20 protein-coding genes, 1 tRNA gene and 1 CRISPR repeat array are annotated in these 18,133 nt (G+C 67.8%); of the genes, 11 read left to right on the forward strand and 10 right to left on the reverse strand.

The genetic code is table 11. The features are described 5' to 3' along the window. The first annotated feature begins 52 nt into the window (after positions 1–52). Positions 53–415, forward strand: a complete 363-nt coding sequence (locus BS74_RS03155; protein WP_038055985.1) for a hypothetical protein — start codon at positions 53–55, stop codon at positions 413–415. Between the two features lie 37 nt (positions 416–452). Further along, positions 453–528 (forward strand) — tRNA-Ala (locus tag BS74_RS03160). Between the two features lie 42 nt (positions 529–570). Here the strand turns inward: BS74_RS03160 and BS74_RS03165 are convergent. From BS74_RS03165 to BS74_RS03180, 4 genes are read right to left on the reverse strand one after another with little or no spacing between them, the layout of a single operon-like run. Further along, on the reverse strand, positions 571–777 hold the full coding sequence (locus tag BS74_RS03165; protein WP_245606071.1) for a hypothetical protein: 207 nt from the start codon (positions 775–777) through the stop codon (positions 571–573). Between the two features lie 2 nt (positions 778–779). Then, positions 780–2,675: a tetratricopeptide repeat protein gene (locus BS74_RS03170; RefSeq protein ID WP_038055988.1), complete on the reverse strand. Its 1,896-nt coding sequence runs from the start codon at positions 2,673–2,675 to the stop codon at positions 780–782. Between the two features lie 9 nt (positions 2,676–2,684). Continuing rightward, positions 2,685–3,389 carry a WecB/TagA/CpsF family glycosyltransferase gene (locus BS74_RS03175; RefSeq protein WP_038055991.1) on the reverse strand — a complete coding sequence of 235 codons (705 nt, stop codon included), beginning with the start codon at positions 3,387–3,389 and terminating at the stop codon, positions 2,685–2,687. Then, the gene (locus tag BS74_RS03180) at positions 3,377–4,093 is read right to left on the reverse strand and encodes a 2-phosphosulfolactate phosphatase (RefSeq protein WP_038055994.1); all 717 of its coding nucleotides are present in this window, start codon (positions 4,091–4,093) and stop codon (positions 3,377–3,379) included. Before BS74_RS03180 ends, BS74_RS03175 begins: the two co-directional genes overlap by 13 nt. Before the next feature lie 27 nt (positions 4,094–4,120). On the opposite strand from BS74_RS03180, the gene BS74_RS03185 reads away from it, so the two are divergent. From BS74_RS03185 to hisH, 4 genes are all read left to right on the forward strand, one after another. Continuing rightward, positions 4,121–5,062 carry a thiamine-phosphate kinase gene (locus BS74_RS03185; protein WP_038055997.1) on the forward strand — a complete coding sequence of 314 codons (942 nt, stop codon included), beginning with the start codon at positions 4,121–4,123 and terminating at the stop codon, positions 5,060–5,062. 148 nt (positions 5,063–5,210) lie between these two features. Further along, entirely contained in the window at positions 5,211–6,254 is a 1,044-nt protein-coding gene (locus BS74_RS03190; protein WP_038055999.1) for a pyridoxal phosphate-dependent aminotransferase, read from the forward strand. Then, complete coding sequence (gene hisB, locus BS74_RS03195; RefSeq protein WP_038056001.1) at positions 6,247–6,831, forward strand: imidazoleglycerol-phosphate dehydratase HisB; 585 nt, start codon at positions 6,247–6,249, stop codon at positions 6,829–6,831. The genes BS74_RS03190 and hisB overlap by 8 nt, the downstream gene beginning before the upstream one ends. A gap of 3 nt (positions 6,832–6,834) precedes the next feature. Continuing rightward, on the forward strand, positions 6,835–7,431 hold the full coding sequence (gene hisH / locus BS74_RS03200; RefSeq protein ID WP_038056003.1) for an imidazole glycerol phosphate synthase subunit HisH: 597 nt from the start codon (positions 6,835–6,837) through the stop codon (positions 7,429–7,431). On the opposite strand, the gene BS74_RS03205 is transcribed toward hisH, so the two are convergent. From BS74_RS03205 to purE, 4 genes are all read right to left on the reverse strand, one after another. Continuing rightward, positions 7,402–8,322: a carbohydrate kinase family protein gene (locus BS74_RS03205; protein WP_038056004.1), complete on the reverse strand. Its 921-nt coding sequence runs from the start codon at positions 8,320–8,322 to the stop codon at positions 7,402–7,404. The two genes, hisH and BS74_RS03205, sit on opposite strands and share 30 nt — an antisense overlap. A 234-nt stretch (positions 8,323–8,556) precedes the next feature. Continuing rightward, positions 8,557–9,693 carry a phenylacetate--CoA ligase family protein gene (locus tag BS74_RS03210; RefSeq protein ID WP_038056006.1) on the reverse strand — a complete coding sequence of 379 codons (1,137 nt, stop codon included), beginning with the start codon at positions 9,691–9,693 and terminating at the stop codon, positions 8,557–8,559. A gap of 38 nt (positions 9,694–9,731) precedes the next feature. Continuing rightward, complete coding sequence (locus BS74_RS03215; protein WP_038056010.1) at positions 9,732–10,835, reverse strand: 5-(carboxyamino)imidazole ribonucleotide synthase; 1,104 nt, start codon at positions 10,833–10,835, stop codon at positions 9,732–9,734. Further along, positions 10,832–11,362 (reverse strand): 5-(carboxyamino)imidazole ribonucleotide mutase, encoded by a 531-nt coding sequence (gene purE, locus BS74_RS03220; RefSeq protein WP_051946738.1) that lies wholly within the window; start codon positions 11,360–11,362, stop codon positions 10,832–10,834. Before purE ends, BS74_RS03215 begins: the two co-directional genes overlap by 4 nt. Before the next feature lie 47 nt (positions 11,363–11,409). On the opposite strand from purE, the gene BS74_RS03225 reads away from it, so the two are divergent. Then, on the forward strand, positions 11,410–12,366 hold the full coding sequence (locus BS74_RS03225; protein ID WP_038056011.1) for a sodium-dependent bicarbonate transport family permease: 957 nt from the start codon (positions 11,410–11,412) through the stop codon (positions 12,364–12,366). 2 nt (positions 12,367–12,368) lie between these two features. Next, on the forward strand, positions 12,369–12,671 hold the full coding sequence (locus tag BS74_RS03230) for a P-II family nitrogen regulator (RefSeq protein ID WP_038056013.1): 303 nt from the start codon (positions 12,369–12,371) through the stop codon (positions 12,669–12,671). A 16-nt stretch (positions 12,672–12,687) separates the two neighbouring features. Here the strand turns inward: BS74_RS03230 and BS74_RS03235 are convergent, their stop codons facing one another. Next, positions 12,688–13,230 carry a DedA family protein gene (locus tag BS74_RS03235; RefSeq protein WP_038056014.1) on the reverse strand — a complete coding sequence of 181 codons (543 nt, stop codon included), beginning with the start codon at positions 13,228–13,230 and terminating at the stop codon, positions 12,688–12,690. A 6-nt stretch (positions 13,231–13,236) separates the two neighbouring features. After that, entirely contained in the window at positions 13,237–13,932 is a 696-nt protein-coding gene (locus BS74_RS03240; protein WP_038056016.1) for a TerC family protein, read from the reverse strand. Positions 13,933–14,147: 215 nt separating this feature from the next. On the opposite strand from BS74_RS03240, the gene BS74_RS03245 reads away from it, so the two are divergent. The 3 genes from BS74_RS03245 to BS74_RS03255 all read left to right on the forward strand — a co-directional run bounded on the left by BS74_RS03245 (position 14,148) and on the right by BS74_RS03255 (position 18,068). Then, positions 14,148–14,543 carry a metal-sulfur cluster assembly factor gene (locus tag BS74_RS03245; RefSeq protein WP_245606072.1) on the forward strand — a complete coding sequence of 132 codons (396 nt, stop codon included), beginning with the start codon at positions 14,148–14,150 and terminating at the stop codon, positions 14,541–14,543. 171 nt (positions 14,544–14,714) lie between these two features. Continuing rightward, a CRISPR array of direct repeats spans positions 14,715–15,660; the repeat unit is 29 nt; unit sequence GTAGTCCCCACGCACGTGGGGATGGACCG. Positions 15,661–15,713: 53 nt separating this feature from the next. After that, positions 15,714–16,859 (forward strand): class I SAM-dependent rRNA methyltransferase, encoded by a 1,146-nt coding sequence (locus BS74_RS03250; protein WP_038056018.1) that lies wholly within the window; start codon positions 15,714–15,716, stop codon positions 16,857–16,859. A 75-nt stretch (positions 16,860–16,934) separates the two neighbouring features. Beyond that, positions 16,935–18,068, forward strand: coding sequence for a citrate synthase/methylcitrate synthase (locus BS74_RS03255; protein ID WP_038056021.1), 1,134 nt, complete (start codon positions 16,935–16,937; stop codon positions 18,066–18,068). Positions 18,069–18,133 lie beyond the last annotated feature (65 nt).

Consider the following 18,133-nt stretch of genomic DNA (forward strand, 5'->3'; position numbering starts at 1 on the left):
ACTTTAGGCTACCCTCAGGGGCTGGGGGGAAAAGGGGGTTAGGCTAGGGGGCATGCGCGGGATCCTGGGGATGCTCCCCTTGCTGCTTCTGGCCTGGGCCCTCGAGGCCAGCCCCGCCCCTTCCCTGGAGCTTCGCCTCACCGCCAGCCTCTCCTTTAGCCTCTTTCCCCAGGCGGTGGTGGTGGAGCGCTTTCCAGAACCCCAAGGGCTCGTGGTGGTTTACCGCTATGCCCAGGCGGAGGCCATCTTCCGCCACCACGACGAGGACCTTCGCCGCCGAGGCTGGGTGCGGGTGAAGTACGAGGTGAAGAAGGGCGAGTGGAAGGCGGAGTACAAAAAGGGCAAGGCCAAGGCCAAGCTGTCCGTGAAGGACAAGAAGGGCCGGGTGGAGGTGCGGCTTAAGGAAGGGGACTAGACAAGGCCAAGGCCCCCGGCTACCATATAGGGCGCGTGGGGCCGTGGCGCAGCTGGGAGCGCGCCTGAATCGCACTCAGGAGGTCACGGGTTCGAGTCCCGTCGGCTCCACCAAAAAACCTCCCGCCTGGGCGGGAGGTTTTTGCTTTGTGCCCTCTAGTAGCCGGTGGCCGAGCCTGGGTTCAAGAGGGGATGCAGGCTCTGGGGGGACACCACCACCCGGGCGGGCTGGGCCAAGCCTAGGGGCAAGGGGGTTGCGTGGATGGTGGCCACCGCGGAGAGCACCTGGGTATTGGTGGAGTCGTGGTAAAGGGGGTAGTCCTTGGGGCCTGGCACCAGCACCGAGGAACAGGCGATGGTCATGGTTACGGGTTCTGAAGGAGCCAGCTCACCAGGGCGTTCACCACATCGTTATCGGCCAGAAGTTCCGGGGCTTCCAGCACCGCTTTAAAGAAGGCCTCCACCATCTCCAGGGTGGGGTTTTGCAGGAGGTCCTGCACGCTTTTCCCCGCGTAGGGCCCTTGGGTGAGGGGGGTGGTGAAGCGGCTACCCGTGGCCAAGGGGGCGGCCTGCTTTAGGGCCTCCAGGGTCCTCTCCAGGAGGAGCCGCTCCCCGTCAGGACCCAGGGCCTCCTTGGGGTTCAGGAGAAGGCTCCCGTCCAGGTCCCGCACCTCGAGGCCCAGGGCATAAAGCCTCCGGGCCAGGCTCTCGGGCCCCACCTCCAAGGGGATCACCACCTGGGCCTCCCCGTAGCGCACCTCCAGGGCGTACCGCCCCGGCTCGGGCAGGGTCACGGCGGGGGCCACCTCCTCCAGGGCGGCGGTGAGGGGAGGGAAGCCCAAGGGCTTCTTCTCCTGGGCCACCAGGGCGCCTTCCTTGTAAAGGAGGGTTTGCAGCTCGTGCCGGGGAAGGTAGGGGCTTCCCGTGAGCTTCACCTCGGGGAAGACCGCTTCCCCGGCGCGGAAGGGCCTGGCCTCCAGGTCCCCGGGGATCAGGGCAAGCTTCTTCACCTCCAAAGCCAACCCCCCTTCTTCCCGGTCCAGGGCCCTCCTCGCCGCCTGGGCCAGGGGATGCCGGGGGTGGGTCTCCAGAAAGGCTTGGTAAAGCCCCTTGGCCGGAAGCCCTGCCCGTTCCGCCACATAGGCCCGGAAGAAGAGGGCCAGGAGCTCGCTTCGCCCCTCCAGGTCCTTTAGGGCCTCGGGGAAGTCCTCCCCCTCGTCCAGCCTGAGGGCCCGCTGATAGGCGGCCTTGGCCCCCAGGAAGTCCCCGTAGATGGCCTTGAAGAGGCCCAGGTTGTAGTAGGCGGTGGCGTTGGGAAGGAGGTCCACCGCCCGCTCCGAGGCCAGGATGGCCCTGGGGAGGTCCCCCGCAAGGTAGTAGGCCCAGCCCAGGTTGGTCCAGTAAAGCCAGGAATCCGGCCGGAGCCTGAGGGCCTTCAGGAGGGCATCCCTGGCCTCCTCCCCCTTCCCCTCGGCGAAGGCGGCGAAGCTCACCTCCTCCCAGGCCAGGGGGAGCTCGGGGAAGGCCTGGGCCAGGCTGCGGGCCGACTCCTGCCAGCGCGGGTCCTCGAGGGCCCTAAGCACCAGGTGGGCGGCTGTTTTTTCCAGGACGTCCCCCTGGAGTAGGCTTTCCGCCTGCCTAAGCGCCTCTTCCCGCTTTCCCTGGGATAGGAGCGACAGGGCCTGGTAGGCTGGGGGAAGCCTTCCTTGCCAAAGGAGAAGGAGCCTTTCCGGCAAAACCCCCTGCAAGAGCCCAGCGCCCCGCCCCTCCTTGAGGTCCAGGGCGGATTGGTGCAGGGGGTCGGGGTTTTGCCCTTGGGCTAGGGCCCTAAGCGCCTCCTCCGAAAGGGCGGGGCGGGGTAGGGGGCTGAACCTCTGGGCCAGGCCCTCCCCTTGGAGCCAAACCCAGGCGAGGCTTGGGGTGGCGAAAAGCCCCTCCTTGACCCCATCCCTTCGGGCCAGGAAAACCCGCAGGCCCCTTTCCTCCTCCCTGCCCAGGAGAACCCAGTCCGCCCCGGTGGCCGCCTGGGCCAGGCGGGCCCCGGCCCGGGTGTAAAGCCCGCCAGCCAGGTCGTAGCCCCGTTGCCAGGGCAGGTCGGGCAGGAGGAGGGCCAGGAGGGTGGGGGGAGGCGCCTGAAGCCCCTCCGCGAAGGCCTGGGCCAGGCGGAAGCCCTGGGGACCTTCAAAGGGCAGGACCAGCCCCTGGGCCAGGCTGAGCCCCAGGAGGAGGGACAGGGCCAGGAAGCGCCTTGGGGTCACCATGGGCGCATTTTAGCGCTTTTCCCTAAGGACCATGAGGGCGAAGCGGAGGAGCCTGGGGGCCCTTTTCCACCGCCTTGGGTCCAGGCCCACCCGGAGGAGCCACTCCAGGCCAAGGCGTTGCGCCCAGGCCGGGGGGCGCTTAGCCTCGCCGGCCAGGACGTCCAGGGTGCCCCCCACCCCCATGGCCACCTTGGCCCCCAGGTGGGTTTTGTGCCGGTGGATGAAGGTCTCTTGCCTTTCCCCCATGCCCACCAGGAGGAGGTCGGGGGCCTTTTGCCGGATCTCCTCCACCACCCCTTCCTCCTCCTGGAAGTAGCCGTGATGGAAACCCACCACCTCGGCCCCGAGCCGCCTGGCCTCGGCCGCCGCCCGCTCGGCTACCCCAGGCCTTCCCCCGAGGAGGTAGACCCGGATCCCGGGGAAGCGCCGGAATAGGGCCAGGGTGAGGTCTACCCCCGTGACCCGCTCCTTGAGGTCCAGGCCGAGGAGCCTTTTGGCGGCCCAGAGGATGCCGATCCCGTCCGGGGTGATGAGCTCCGCCTCGAGGATGGCCTGCCTAAGGGCGGGGTCCTCCTGGGCCCGCACGGCGATCTCCGGGTTCAGGGTGACCACCTGGCGGGTGCCCTCCCCCTCCAGGAAGCCCCGGATCCGGGCCAAGGCCTCCTCCATCCCCACAGGGTCCAGGGGAAGGCCCAGGAGTTCTACCCGTTCCATGCCACAAACCTCTGGGCGTAGCGGTCCTGGGTCAGGCCGAACTCCCCCTTGGGGAAGAAGCGCACCCCGGCCAGCCTGGGCACCACCGGGTCCACCCCGATGAGGCTGGCACGGGCCAGCTCCTCCGTGCGCCCCTCCTTGTGGAGGGCCTGGCCCTCCGGGCTTTGGAAGAGGGCCTCCTGGGGGTCGGGGAAGGCTTTGAGCAGGGCGGAGGCGAGGCCCAAGGGCGCCTTTGGGCAAAGCTTCCTCTGCAAAAACCCCGCCGCCACCACCGCGGAGAGCAGGGGTTCGGGAGCCCCGGCGGGGCGCAGGACCAGCCCCTGAAGGGCGCGAAGCCTCTCCAAGGCGGCCTTGGCGTTGCGGAAGCCCACCAGGTAGGCCTCCTCTTCCCCGGGAAGGAGGCTTGCGTTCAGGAGGGGGGCCACCAGGATGGCCCGCTTTCCCCTAAGGTCCTGGCCTTCCAGCTCCACCAGGGAGAGGCGGCCGTGGAAGCCCTCCAGGGGGAAGCCCTCCGCTTCCCCCAGCAAAAGGGTGTCGTTGCCCAGCTCCTGGGCCAGGAGGCGGGCCACCTTGGGCCCAGGGGCCACCCAGGCTTCCAAGGCCCCCTGGGCCAGGAGCTGGGTGAGGAGGCTTCCCGCGGGGAGGACCTCCACCAGCACCACGGGTCCGGGGGCAGGCCTTAGGCAAAGGTCAACCCGGCACACCCCGCCATGATACCGTAGCCTGGGCCTATGCGGCTTAGAGACTTGGGAGAGCGGGCGCTTCTTGGGAAGCTGGCCCCCATCGGCTACCCCTCGGGTGCCCCCTTGCCCCCGGGGGATGACGCCGGGGGGGTTTGGGTGGAGGGGGTGGCTTGGCTTTTGAAGACGGACGGCTTCCTCTACCGGGAGGTGGCCCTCTCGGGGATGGGGCCCTTTGAGGTGGGCTTTAGGGGCGTGGCGGCCACGGCCTCAGACCTCATCGCCAAAATGGGCAGGCCCTTGGGGTTTACCCTGGGGCTCTTCCTGCCCCCGGACCTGGAGGAGGCCTTCGCCCTGGGCCTGGTGGAGGGGGCGGCGGAGGCGGCGGGTCGGCTTGGGGCCTTCCTCCTCGGGGGCGACACCAACGCCGGAAGCGAGGTGGCCCTCACCGTTGCCGGCTTCGCCCGGGCGGAAGCCCCCCTCCCCCGCCGGGCCTTGCCCGGGGACCTCGTTTACCTGGCGGGGGAGCGTTGGGGTAGGACGGGGGCGGCCATCCAGGCCCACTACCAGGGTAGGGACTTGGGGGCCTACCCCAGGATCCGGGAGGCGGCCTTCTACCCCCTGCCCCGGCTGGAGCTCCTAAGCCTCAAGGGGCTTCTCCGAGGCAGCCTGGACTCCTCGGACGGCCTGGCGGAAACCCTTTGGCAGTTGGCGGAGCTGGGGGTGCGGGTGGAGCTGGAAGGCCTTCCCCTCTACCCCGACGTCCTGGCCTTCGCCGGGAGTGAGAGGGCGGCCCGGGACCTCGTCCTCTATGGGGGGGAGGAGTTTGAGGCCGTCCTGGTGGTGCCTCCTGAGGGCGAGGCCCAGGTGCTGGCCCGGGCGGAAGCCGTGGGCCTACCCCTCTTCCGCGCGGGGCGGGTGGGGGAGGGGGAGGGGGTCTTCCTCCGGGGCGAGCCCCTGCCCCGAAGGGGGTACGACCACTTCCGCCCCTAATCCCCCCTTGGGGTCCGGGCAAGGCGGGGGTTTCGCCCAAGGGGGCTCACCACCCCTCCAGGGGAGCCGGGTGGTTGCCAGGTGGGGTACTTGGTCCTTGGCTTGGTTTACCCCTTTAGCTTGTCGGCTTCGGGCTATACTCCAGGGTATGCGGGCCTTTAAGGCGCACCTTTGGGGCCTGGCCCCTTACCCCTACAAGAAGGTGGAGGCCCCGGTGAAGCTGGACCAGAACGAAAGCCCCTTTGACCTGCCCCCTTCCCTGAAGGAGGAGGCTCTCAGGCGCCTGGCCCGGCTTCCCTGGAACCGCTACCCGGATATCCACGCGGAAAGCCTGCGCAAGAGGCTGGCCTCCCTTCTGGACTGGCCTGAGGAGGGCATCGTCCTGGCCCCGGGGTCCAACCTCCTCATCCTGGCCTTGAGCCTGGCGGCGGAGGAGGTCCTGGACTTAAGCCCCACCTTCCCCCATTACGCCCATGCCGCCCGGATGGCGGGGACCCCTTACCGGGCCATGGCCCTGGGGGAGGGGTTTTCCCTGCCCCTCGAGGAGGCCTTGGCCCTCTTCCAAGGCGGGGTCTTCTTCCTGCCCAACCCCCATGCCCCCACGGGGGCCCTTTTCCCCGAGGAGGCCCTCCAGGCCCTGGCCGAGAGGGCCAAGGAGGTGGGGGGGCTTTTGGTGGTGGACGAGGCCTACCGGGAGTTCGCCGGCACCGACCTCCGCCACCTGGGCCGGGGAAACCCCCATGTGGCTCTCCTGCGCACCTTCTCCAAGGCCTATTCCCTGGGGGGCATCCGGGCCGGGTACCTGCTTGCGGCTCCCGAGGTGGCCCAGGTGGTGCGGGAGGTGCTTCCCCCCTTCGTCCTGCCCGCCCACACCGGGGTGGTCCTGGAGGTGGTCCTGGAGAACCCGGGGTATGTCCAGGAGGTGGTGGAAACGGTGCGGGCTGAAAGGGAGCGGGTTTATGGGAGGCTTCTTTCCCATCCCACCTGGCGGCCCTACAGGAGCCACACCAACTTCCTCCTGGTGCGCACCCCGGATGCCGGAGAGGCCTTCCGCCACCTCCTGGCCCAGGGGGTCCTGGTGCGCCGGCAGGACCACTACCCTGGCCTTTCGGGGTGCATTCGGGTCACGGTGGGCCTCAAGGAGGAGATGGACGCCTTCTTGAAGGCGGCCTTTGAGGTGGCGTATGCGTGAGGCCACGGTGGAGCGGGCCACGGCGGAAACCTGGGTGCGGGTGCGCCTGGGCTTGGACGGGCCCCTGGGGGGTGGGATCGCCACGGGCCTTCCCTTCCTGGACCACATGCTTTTGCAGCTTCAGCGGCACGGGCGCTTCCTCCTGGAGGTGGAGGCCAAGGGGGACCTGGAGGTGGACGTGCACCACCTGGTGGAGGATGTGGGCATCACCCTGGGCCAGGCCTTGAGGGAGGCTTTGGGGGAGGGGAAGGGGGTGGAGCGCTATGCCGAGGCCTTCGCCCCCATGGACGAGACCCTGGTGCTTTGCGTCCTGGACCTCTCGGGCCGCCCCCACCTGGAGTACCGCCCGGAGGCGTGGCCCGTGGTGGGGGAGGCGGGGGGGGTGAACCACTACCACCTCCGGGAGTTTCTCAGGGGGTTTGTCAACCACGGCCGCCTCACCCTGCACCTCCGGCTCCTTTCCGGCAGGGAGGCCCACCACGTGCTGGAGGCCAGCTTTAAGGCCCTGGCCCGGGCCCTGCACCGGGCCACCCGCCTCACCGGGGAGGGGCTTCCCAGCACCAAGGGGGTGCTTTAGGGCATGAAGGCGCTCCTCATCGACTACGGCTCGGGGAACCTCCGGAGTGCGGCCAAGGCCCTCGAGGCGGCGGGCTTTGCCGTCTGGGTCTCCGCCGACCCCAGGGCCCACCCGGAGGCGGACCTCCTGGTCCTCCCGGGGCAGGGCCACTTTGGCCAGGTGATGGGGGCCTTCCAGGGGAGCGGCTTCGTGGACCGGGTCCTGGCCCACCTGGAAAGGGGCCTGCCTTTCCTGGGCATCTGCGTGGGCATGCAGGTCCTGTACCGGGAAAGCGAGGAGGCCCCCGGGGTTAGGGGCCTGGGCCTGGTGGAAGGGGTGGTGCGGCGCTTTCCCCGGGGCCGGGTCCCCCAGATGGGGTGGAACCGGGTGCGCTTTGCGGGGGCTTTTCAGGAGGTCTCGGGGCGCCACTTCTACTTCGCCAACTCCTACTATGGCCCCCTGACCCCCTACTCCCTGGGCCAGGGGGAGTACGAGGGCACCCCCTTCACCGCCTTGTTGGCCAGGGGAAACCTTCTCGCCCCGCAGTTCCACCCGGAGAAAAGCGGCCGGGCGGGCCTGGCCTTTTTGGCCCTAGCTCGCCGCTACTTCCAGGTCCTCTAGCCGGAGGAGCCTGCCTTGGGCGCCGATGGCGGTGGCGGCCAGGGCCCCGGCCAGGTTGGCCAGCCTCCCCGCCTCCACGGGGCTTTTCCCGCTCATGATGGCGTGGGCGAAGGCGGCGGTGTAGGCGTCCCCGGCCCCCGTGGAGTCCACGATGTCCTCCACGGGGAAGGGCTCCAGGAGCTCCTCCCCTTCCGGGGTGACCACGATGGACCCCATGGCCCCCACCTTGATGGCCAGGTGGTGGAACCCCTCTTCCCGGAGGCGGGCCACCCCCGCGGAAAGGGAGGAGGCCTCCGTCAGGGCCAGGAGCTCGTTCTGGTTCATGAGGAGCCAGGTTACCCCCCTCAGGTACCGTAAGAGTTCCTTGCCCGCCGCCCGAACCGCCCCCGTTCCCAGGTCGGCGAAGATGGGCATCTCCCGTTTCCGGGCGGCCTCGAGGACCTCCACCGCATAGCTGCGGCTGGGCCCTCCCACCAGGGCGTAGGCGGAGAGGACCACGGCGTCCGCCTGGTCCAGGAAACGGGGCTTGAAGAGGGAAGGGTCCAGGTAACGGCTGGCTCCCTCGGCGCTCACCATGGCCCTTTCCCCCCCGGGCACCAAGAGGATCAGCACGGAGCTGGTGGTGTGCTCGGGGTCCTCCTGCAGGTGTTTGCAGTCCACCCCCACCTCCCGCACCCGGGAAAGGGCCAGCTCGGCGAAGGGATCCCGCCCCACCCGGCCCGCCAGGTAGACCCGGTGGCCCAGGCTGGAAAGCTGCACCGCCAGGGTGGCCCCGGCCCCCCCTGGTTTCATCAGGGCGCGGCGGGAAGGAACCTCCTCCCCCGGCTCCGGTATGCGCTCCACGAAGAAGAGCAGGTCCACGGAAACGTCGCCCACCACGAAAAACCGCATCTTGCCTCCTTCCAAAAAGGCACAGGGTTTGCCCTTACTATAGCGCAAGGGCCCCGTTGCTTTGGGGGAAGTATACCCGGGGGTTATGAGAAGAATATAACAAGGGGCCCCACGAGGACGCCCATGGCCTTCCTGGGACCCCCTGGGGGTCGCCCCTGGAGGTTGCCGCAATGAAGAAGGGCGGTGCCCGAGGTCCTTCTGGGGGCCGCCTCGTGGCCTGGGCTACGACGGGGTTTAGAAGCGCCGGTCCACCACCAGGCCGCCCTCCAGCTCGCCCACCAGCTCCACCTCGTCCACCTTCAAGCCCGTGGCCCTCTGGATGGCCTCCATGAGGCCCGGGGGCACCTTTTCCGCCTTGAGGCGGAGGACCAGCTTGTCGGTGCCCTCCAGCTTCCTTTCCAGCACCACTTGGAAGCCCCTGGGGTCCAGGCCGAAACCCCCCAGGATGGGGGCCAGCTCCGTGGGGTAGAGCTTCACCCCCTTCACCTTCACCATCTGGTCCGTCCGGCCAAAGACCCCTCTGGGCAAAACGGTGAGCCCTTCCCGCCTCTCGGCGATGGCGAGATCCCCGGTGCGGAAGCGCACCATGGGCATGAGGGTGCGGCTTAGGGCCGTCACCACCAGCTCCCCCTTTTCCCCGTCGGGGACGGGCTTCAAGGTCTCCGGGTCCAGGACCTCCAGGACCGCCATCTCGGGGATCTCCCAGAGCCCGTCCTTTTCCCTCCGCTCCCCGGCCACGATGCCCAGCTCGCTGGTGCCGTAGGCGTCCAGGGCCACGCCCCCCAGGGCGGCCTCCACCCTTTCCCGGAAGCCGGGGACGGAGGTGAAGGGCTCCCCCCCCGCCAGGAGGAGGGGGAACCGTCCCCCCGCCTGCCCCACCTTGAGGGCGAAGGAGGGGTTGGTGACCAGCACGTCAAAGCCGTAGGCCCGTCCGATCTCGGCGATGCGGCTGGCCTCCCCTGGCCCGTGGGGGAAGACCAGGTTGCCGGCGCGCCAAAGGGCTTGGTGGAAGAGCCACCCCCCGGCGAAGACGTGGTAGCTGAAGGCCACCAGCACCCGTTTCCCGGTGAGGCCCAGGCGGCGGTAGTGCTCGGCCAGGGCCTCGGTCTGGTAACGGAGATCCTCCTGGGAGAGGTACTCGGGCATCCAGCCCATGAGGGGGCTTGGGGTGAGGTGCATGAGGCTTGCCCCTGCCGGGGGCCTGGGGTTTTCCTTGAGGTAGGCCACCCATTCCTCGCGGGTGGTGAGGGGAAGCTCCCCCAGGTTTTCCAGGGTGACCTCCTCCGGATGGACCCCCTTGAACTTTTCCCGGTAGACGGGGTGTTCCTTGGCCGCGCGCACCACCTCTTTGAGCCGAGCGTTCCGGTCCATAACTTGCCTCCTTACCGCTCCCGCAGGGAACAGGGGGATTATACCGGCTCGAGGGCCTGGGCCAAGGCGAGAAGGTGGGGAAGGTCCTGGGCGAGGTCCTCCCAGGTGTCCCGCCGCAGGGTGATATGCCCCACCTTGCGCCCTGGGCGCACCCCCTTGCCGTACCAGTGCAGGTGGGCCCCGGGAAGGGCGAGGACCTGGGCGAAGTCCGGTTCTACCCCGATGAGGTTGGCCATGGCGCTATAGCCCCTGGGGGCGGTGGAGCCCAAGGGGAGGCCGAGGAGGGCCCGGAGGTGGTTCTCAAACTGGCTCGTCTCCGCCCCTTCTATCGTCCAGTGGCCGGAGTTGTGCACCCGGGGGGCCATCTCGTTGAAGAGGAGCTCCTCCCCCACCTGGAAGAGCTCCAGGGCCAAGACGCCCACGTACCCTAGGGCCTCGAGGGCCCTCCTGGCGTAGCCCACGGCCTTCTCCTGGAGCCTTGGGGAAAGCCCCGGGGCCGGGGCCAGGGAAAGGCGCAGGATGCCCCCCCGGTGGCGGTTTTCCACCAGGGGGTAGAAGGCCACCTCGCCCCTGAGGCCGCGCACCGCCAGCATGGAGAGCTCCCGGTCAAAGGGGACGAAGCCCTCCAGGATGAGGCCCTTTCCCCCCAGCTGGGCGAAGGCCCTTTCCGCCTCCTCCCGCGAGCGCACCAGGGCCTGCCCCTTGCCGTCGTACCCCCCCCGGCGGGCCTTGAGGAGGGCGGGGAGGCCCAGGGCCTCCAGGCCTTCCCTGAGCTCTTCCAGGGTGTCCACCTTGCGGAAGGGAGGGGTGGGTACCCCCAGGCTTTGCATAAAGGCCTTTTCCGCCAGCCGGTCCTGGGCGATCTCCAGGGCCTTAGGGGGCGGGAAGACGGGAAGCCTTTCCGCAAGCCTCTGGGCCGCCTCCACGGGCACGTTCTCAAACTCGTAGGTGACCAGGTCCAGCCCCTCGGCGAAGCGGGCGAGGGCCTCCCCGTCCAGGTAGTCTCCCGCCACCAGCTCCCCCACCTGCCCTGCGCAGGCCTCGGGGGAGGGGTCCAGGAAGCGGAAGGCAAGGCCCAGGGGGTAGCCCGCCAGGGCCAGCATCCTCCCCAGCTGGCCCCCGCCCAGGATGCCCAGCCTCATCCCTCCTCCCTAGCCAACCTAGCCCCTTCGGGGCCCTTTTCCTCCCTGGGGTCGGGGTGGGCCAGGACGGCCTCGGTCTGGGCCTTCCGGTAGGCCTCGAGGCGCGCCATCACCTGGGGATGGGAAAGCCCCACGATGCTGGCGGCCAGGAGGGCGGCATTCACCGCCCCCGCCCTTCCGATGGCCAGGGTGCCCACGGGGATGCCCGCGGGCATCTGCACGATGGAAAGGAGGGAGTCTAGGCCCTTTAGGGCCTGGCTCTCCACCGGCACCCCCAGCACGGGCAAGGGGGTGTGGGCGGCGGTCATCCCCGGGAGGTGGGCTGCGCCCCCAGCCCCGGCGATGATGACCATGAGGCCCCGCGCCTTGGCGGTCTTGGCGTACTCCGCCATGAGGTCCGGGGTGCGGTGGGCGGAGACCACGCGCACCTCATAGGGAACCCCTAGGGCCTCCAGGGTTTCCGCCGCATGGCGGAGGGTTTCCCAATCCGACTTGGAGCCCATGATAACGCCCACCAAAGGCCGCATCGTACCGGATTGTACCAAGCTATCCCGCCCATGGTAAAAGGCGGGCCATGGATGCCTTGGAGCTCCTTCGGCTCAACCTCCTTTCCCCCATGGTCTTGGCCTTTGCCCTGGGGGTTTTGGCCCGCCTTCTCAAGAGCGACCTGGCCTTTCCCGAGGCCCTGTACACGGCCCTATCCATCTACCTGCTCTTCGCCATCGGCTTCAAAGGGGGGGTGGAGCTTTCCAAAACCCCCGTGACCACCTTGCTCCTCCCTGCCTTGGCCACCCTGGGCCTGGGGCTTTTGCGGCCCCTTTCCAGCTATTTCCTGGCCCGCCGTCTTCTGTCCCTGGGCCGGGTGGACGCCGGGGCCTTGGCCGCCCATTACGGCTCGGTCTCCGCGGTGACCTTTCTGGCGGCCCTCACCTTTGTCCAAGGGGTGGGCCACAGGCCCGAGGGGTTCTTGCCCACCCTGGTGGCCCTCTTGGAGGTGCCGGGCATCGTGGTGGCCCTGCTTTTGGCCAAGCGGGGGGGTGGGAACCTGGGCGAGGCCTTCCAGGAGGTCCTCACCGGGAGAAGCGTGGTCCTCCTGGTGGGGGGGCTTCTCATCGGGGCCCTTTCCGGGGAGGTGGGGATGGAGCGCGTAAAGCCCTTTTTCGTGGATCCCTTTTATGGGGTCCTTACCCTTTTCCTCCTGGACCTGGGGATGGTGGCGGCCTCGAGGTTCGCCACTTTAGGCCAGGTGGGCTTCCGCCTGGTGCTCTACGGAACCCTCCTGCCCCTTCTGCACGGGGCCGTGGGGGTTTACCTGGGCCACCTGGTGGGGTTTTCCGTAGGCGGGGCCACCGTCTTGGGGGCCATGGCCGCCAGCGCCAGCTACATCGCTGCTCCTGCCGCGGTGCGCATCGCCCTGCCCGAGGCCAACCCCAGCCTATACCTGGCGGCAAGCCTGGCGGTGACCTTTCCCTTTAACCTGGTTCTGGGCATCCCCATCTACCACGCCTTGGCCCAAGGGATGGGAGGGTGAGCATGGACCTGGTGCCCTTGAAACTGGTGACCATCGTGGCGGAAAGCGTCTTGGAAAAGAAGCTGGTGGAGGAGGTGAAGCGCCTGGGGGCCAAGGGGTACACCCTTGTGCCCGCCAGGGGGGAGGGTTCCCGGGGGATGCGGAGCCTGGACTGGGAGGGGCAGAACATCCGCCTGGAGACCATTGTTCCCGAGGAGGTGGCCCTTAGGATCCTCGCCCGCCTGCAGGAGGCCTACTTCCCCCACTACGCCGTGATCGCCTATGTGGAGAACGTCTGGGTGGTACGGGGGGAGAAGTACGTTTAGGCCCCGGTTCGGCCCCTCAGGCCCTAGGCGTCCTGAACTTCCGGCGCAGGAGGGGCAAAAGGGCCAGAAGGAGAAGGGCAGGCCAGAGGATCCAGGGGGATACCGCCTTTCCCAGGAAGAAGGCCAAAAGGACCAAGCCCTGGGTCCAGAGGAGGCTTCCCAGGCCGGCGAGGAGAAGGTAGGGCAAGAGGGGAAACCCTAGGGCCCCAAGCAGGAAGGGCACCGCCGTGCGCATCCCCGGCACGAAGGGGGCAAGGAGGAGAGCGGAAGGGCCATAGCGGAAAAGAAGCCCTTCGGTCCGCCTCATGAGCCCCTCGGGGAAACGGGCCCGCAGCCTGGGCCCCAAGGCCCGGCCCAGGGCGTACCCCACCCCGTGACCCAGGTAGCTGCCCAGGAAGAGGAGGGGAAGAAGGGGGAAGAGGCCAAGCCTCCCCTCCCCGGCCAGGGCCCCCAGGGCCAAGAGGAGGGTATCCCCCCCGGGGACGAGGAGGCCGAAGGGAAAGCCCACCTCTAGGAAGAGGAGGAGGGCGGGAACCAGGTGGGACCAGGAGGCGTTCATCCTTACTTAAGAGGCTTGGGGTGCCGGCTTCCGCAAAGCCCAGAGGCTCCCCAGGAGGAGCACCCCCAGGATGAAGAGGCTAAAGGCCTCCTTATCTAGGCCCACGGCCAGCTCGGGGCGATGGAGGGCTTCCTTCATCAGCTTGTCCCAGCCTCCGATGAAAAGCTTCACCCCCGCAAGCCCCACCACCACGTAGGCCAGGTGCTTGAACCGGGGGTAGCGGTCCAGGAGGTTCACCACCAGGCTGGCCAGCATCCGAAGGGCTAGGATGCCCAAGAAGACCCCGGTGTAGATGACCCAAAGCTTATCCGAAAGGGCCACGGCCACCAGCACCGAGTCCACGGCGAAGGCCAGGTCCATGACCTCCACCTGGGCCACGGTCTTCCAGAAGTGGCTGGCGCTCACCTCCATGGGGGGTGGGGCGTGGGCTTCCTCGGACTTTAGGAAGTGTTTCAGGGCAATGTAGAGGAGGTAGGCCGCCCCCAGGACCTGAATCCACCAAAGCTTGATCACCCAGGCGGCGAAGAGGAGGGCGAGACCCCGCAGCACATAAGCGCCCAGGATGCCGTAGAAAAGGGCTTTCCGCCTCAGGTGGGCGGGAAGCTTCTGGACCAAGACTCCTAGGATTAGGGCGTTGTCCGCCGAGAGGATGACCTCCAGGGCAACGAGGACCAGGATCACCGAAAGCACGCCGGTTTCCATCCCACCACCTCCAAAAAAAGGGACCACCGCCTTGTGCGGTGGTCTTGCCCGGGCTTTCCGCCCCCAGCCTCCCGGGGTCCGCGCCCGTCTTGACGGAAGGCTGGCCTTGGGGCTACTCCCCAACCGAGGGTATTCTGCCACATCCGGGCCCTCTTATCCAGGGGAAGGTGAGCTCGGCTAGGCAGAGGGATGGGGAGAGGGGTATCCTTTGGGGTATGGACGAGCGCCAGGAAGCCCTGCCAAAAGGAGAGGAAAGCCGGTCCGAGGGGGAGGGGCCTGCTGGGGTGCGGGAGGGCTTGCCCACCAAGGAGCAGGTCCTCGAGGCCCTGAAGGTGGTCTATGACCCCGAGATCCCCGTCAACATCGTGGACCTGGGCCTGGTCTATGACGTGGAGATCCACGAAAACGGCGTGGTGGACCTCACCATGACCCTTACAGCCATCGGTTGCCCGGCCCAGGACATGGTGAAGGCCGATGCGGAAATGGCGGTGATGCGCCTTCCCGGGGTACAGGGGGTGAATGTGGAGTTTGTCTGGACCCCTCCCTGGACCCCTGCTCGGATGACCGAGGAGGGCAAGCGCATGATGCGCATGTTCGGGTTCAACGTGTAGGGGGCTGGGTGGGGTAGACTGTGGGCCTCGAGGTGCCAGGGAGCTGGGTGGGTTCGCAAGCCCCTTGTTGACGCACACCCAGCGGGGATCTTGACAGCCAATCCTTAGACGGGTTCCCTTTACATACACATAGAGGGGGGTCAGCGGGGGTTTTTGCCGTGTGGGTCATGTGTAGTCCCCACGCACGTGGGGATGGACCGCCTAAGCCTCGGCCGACTTCCGGCGATGTTCGGTAGTCCCCACGCACGTGGGGATGGACCTGCTTGCAGGGCGGTGTCCGACCGCATGCCCTCGTAGTCCCCACGCACGTGGGGATGGACCGTGCGATACCTAGAGATGGCGTACTCTACTCGTTGTAGTCCCCACGCACGTGGGGATGGACCGAAGGCGGTCGGGGTCGGCCTCCACCGCCCTAGTAGTCCCCACGCACGTGGGGATGGACCGAGGATGTTCACATCCGAGCCCGTGGTGAGCTCGTAGTCCCCACGCACGTGGGGATGGACCGCTGGCCGAGCAGGCGGTCCTGGCCACGGAGGAGTAGTCCCCACGCACGTGGGGATGGACCGTAGCCATCCTCGGGCTCCCACTGGCCCTTGAAGTAGTCCCCACGCACGTGGGGATGGACCGCGCCCCTTCTGGTCTATGCGGCGGGCAGTGAAGTAGTCCCCACGCACGTGGGGATGGACCGGAGTTGAAGGAGCGCCGAATGGCGTTGATAGTGTAGTCCCCACGCACGTGGGGATGGACCGGCTGGGGGGGCGGGGAAGGGCTCCGGGAGGTGGTAGTCCCCACGCACGTGGGGATGGACCGGGTAAGGGTTAAGACGATGGTAAAGGTCAAGTTGTAGTCCCCACGCACGTGGGGATGGACCGCCTGTGGGCCAGGGGGCCCTTTTAGAAGGCCAGTAGTCCCCACGCACGTGGGGATGGACCGCTCCCCAGGAGCTCAATCTGGTACGGCAGGGCGTAGTCCCCACGCACGTGGGGATGGACCGTACGCGGGGCCCCCGAAAAAGCCCAGTAGCCCGTAGTCCCCACGCACGTGGGGATGGACCGGCTGGCCTTCTCCTGGGGGGGATGGCTGGGGGCGTAGTCCCCACGCACGTGGGGATGGAGCAGGCCAAGGCTCTCGGTTCACGGTTCCCAGGTAACCCAAGGGTATGCTGACCCCGTGCTTAGGGTGCTGGTTAAACCGGGCAAGGAGAGAAAGGTCCGCAACTTCTACCCCAACCTCTACCGGGACGAGCTGGAGGAGATGCCCTCCCAAGCTGGGGTTGCCGAGGCGGTGGCTGCCGATGGGGGCTTTTTAGCGGTGGGTTACCTGGATCCCGATTCCCGCATCCCCTTCCGGGCTTACCGCTTTGACCCCGGCCCCTTGGATCGCGCCTTTTTTCTGGCCCGCTTCCGGCGGGCCTTGCGGAAAAGGGAGGGGTTGGGCCAAAGCTACCGCCTGGTGCACGGGGAGGCGGATGGCCTTCCCGGTCTGGTGGTGGACCGCTTCGGGGAGGTTTTGGTGCTCCAGGTCCGCACCCGGGGGATGGAGGCCTTGAGGGAGGTGTGGCTTCCGGCCCTTCTGGAGGCGGTATCCCCCAAGGGGGTCTACGAGCGGAGCGATGTGGAGGCCAGGAGGCAGGAGGGCCTTCCCGAGCGGGTGGGGGTGGTATGGGGGGAGGTGCCCCCCGTCTTGGAGGTGGAGGAGGATGGCCTTACCTTTCCCATCCCCCTGGCCTTGGCCCAGAAGACGGGGTTTTACCTGGACCAGCGGGAGAACCGCCGCCTCTTTGAGGGCATGGTGCGCCCGGGGGAGAGGGTCTTGGACGTCTTCAGCTATGTGGGGGGCTTCGCCCTGAGGGCGGCGCGGAAGGGGGCCCATGCCCTGGCGGTGGACAAGGACCTCGAGGCCCTGGCCGTCCTGGACCAGGTGGCCCTAAGGATGGGCCTGCGGGTGGACATCCGCCAAGGGGAGGCCCTGGAGGTGCTGAGGGGTCTGCAAGGGAGCTTTCACCACATCCTCCTGGACCCGCCCACCCTGGTGAAGCGTCCGGAGGAGGTTTCCCCCATGAAGCGGCACCTGGTGGACCTCCTGCGGGAGGCCTTGCGCCTCCTCGCCCCCGAGGGGTACCTCTGGCTTTCCACCTGCAGCTATTACCTTAAGGCGGAGGACCTTTTGGAGGTGGCGCGAAGGGCGGCCGCCGACCGGGGTATGCGCCTTAGGGTGCACGGCCTCACCCACCAGCCCAAGGACCATCCCTGGAGCCTGCACGTGCCGGAAAGCCTCTACCTGAAGACCCTGATCCTCCAGGAGGATGCCCTTTGAGGGTTGGGGAAGGCCGCTTGCACCCTGGTATGATGGGCGAGGAAGCACCCCTTGGGTGCGGAAAAGGAGGAGCCTATGGAAGTGGCAAGGGGTTTGGAAGGCGTGCTCTTCACGGAAAGCCGGATGTGCTTCATTGATGGGGAGGCGGGCAAGCTCTACTACTACGGCATCCCCATCCAGGAGCTGGCGGAAAAGAGCACCTTTGAGGAGACCACTTTCCTCCTGCTCCACGGGAGACTTCCCAAACGGGAGGAGCTGGAGGGGTTTAAGCAAGATCTGGCCAAGCGACGCGCCTTGCCCCAGCACCTCCTGGATTCGTTCCGCCGTTATCCCCTCTCGGCCCATCCCATGAGCTTCCTGCGCACGGCGGTTTCCGAGCTGGGGATGCTGGATCCCACCGAGGGGGACATCTCCCGGGAGGCCCTTTACAGTAAGGGGCTAGACCTCATCGCCAAGTTCGCCACCATCGTGGCGGCCAACAAGCGCCTAAAGGAGGGGAAAGAGCCCCTCCTGCCCCGGGAGGACCTCTCCCATGCGGCCAACTTCCTCTACATGGCGAACGGCGTGGAGCCCTCCCCCGAGCAGGAGCGCCTCATGGACGCCGCCCTTATCCTGCACGCCGAGCACGGCTTTAACGCCAGCACCTTCACCGCCATCGCCGCCTTTTCCACGGAAACCGACCTCTACTCGGCCATCACCGCCGCCGTGGCTTCCTTGAAGGGGCCCAGGCACGGGGGGGCCAATGAGGCGGTGATGAAGATGATCCGGGAGATCGGCACCCCTGAACGGGCCCGGGACTGGGTGCGGGAGAAGCTGGCCAAGAAGGAGCGCATCATGGGCATGGGCCACCGGGTCTACAAGGCCTTTGACCCCCGGGCCGGGGTGCTGGAGCGCTTGGCCCGGCTGGTGGCGGAAAAGCACGGCCACTCCACCGAGTACCAGATCCTGAAGATCGTGGAGGAGGAGGCCGGGAAGGTCCTGAACCCCCGGGGCATCTACCCCAACGTGGACTTTTACTCCGGGGTGGTCTACTCCGACCTGGGCTTCGGCCTGGAGTTCTTCACCCCCATCTTCGCCGTGGCCCGCATCGCGGGCTGGGTGGGCCACATCCTGGAGTACAAGGAGCTGGACAACCGCCTCCTGCGCCCCGACGCCAAGTACGTGGGGGAGCTGGACGTGCCCTACCAGCCCCTCGAGGCCCGCGCTTAGAGGGACACTAGGGGAAGGCCGGGGGTTTTGCCCCCGGCCTTCCTTTTGGGTTTTCCAGGACTCCC

This window comes from Thermus amyloliquefaciens, from assembly GCF_000744885.1.
GTDB lineage: Bacteria > Deinococcota > Deinococci > Deinococcales > Thermaceae > Thermus > Thermus amyloliquefaciens.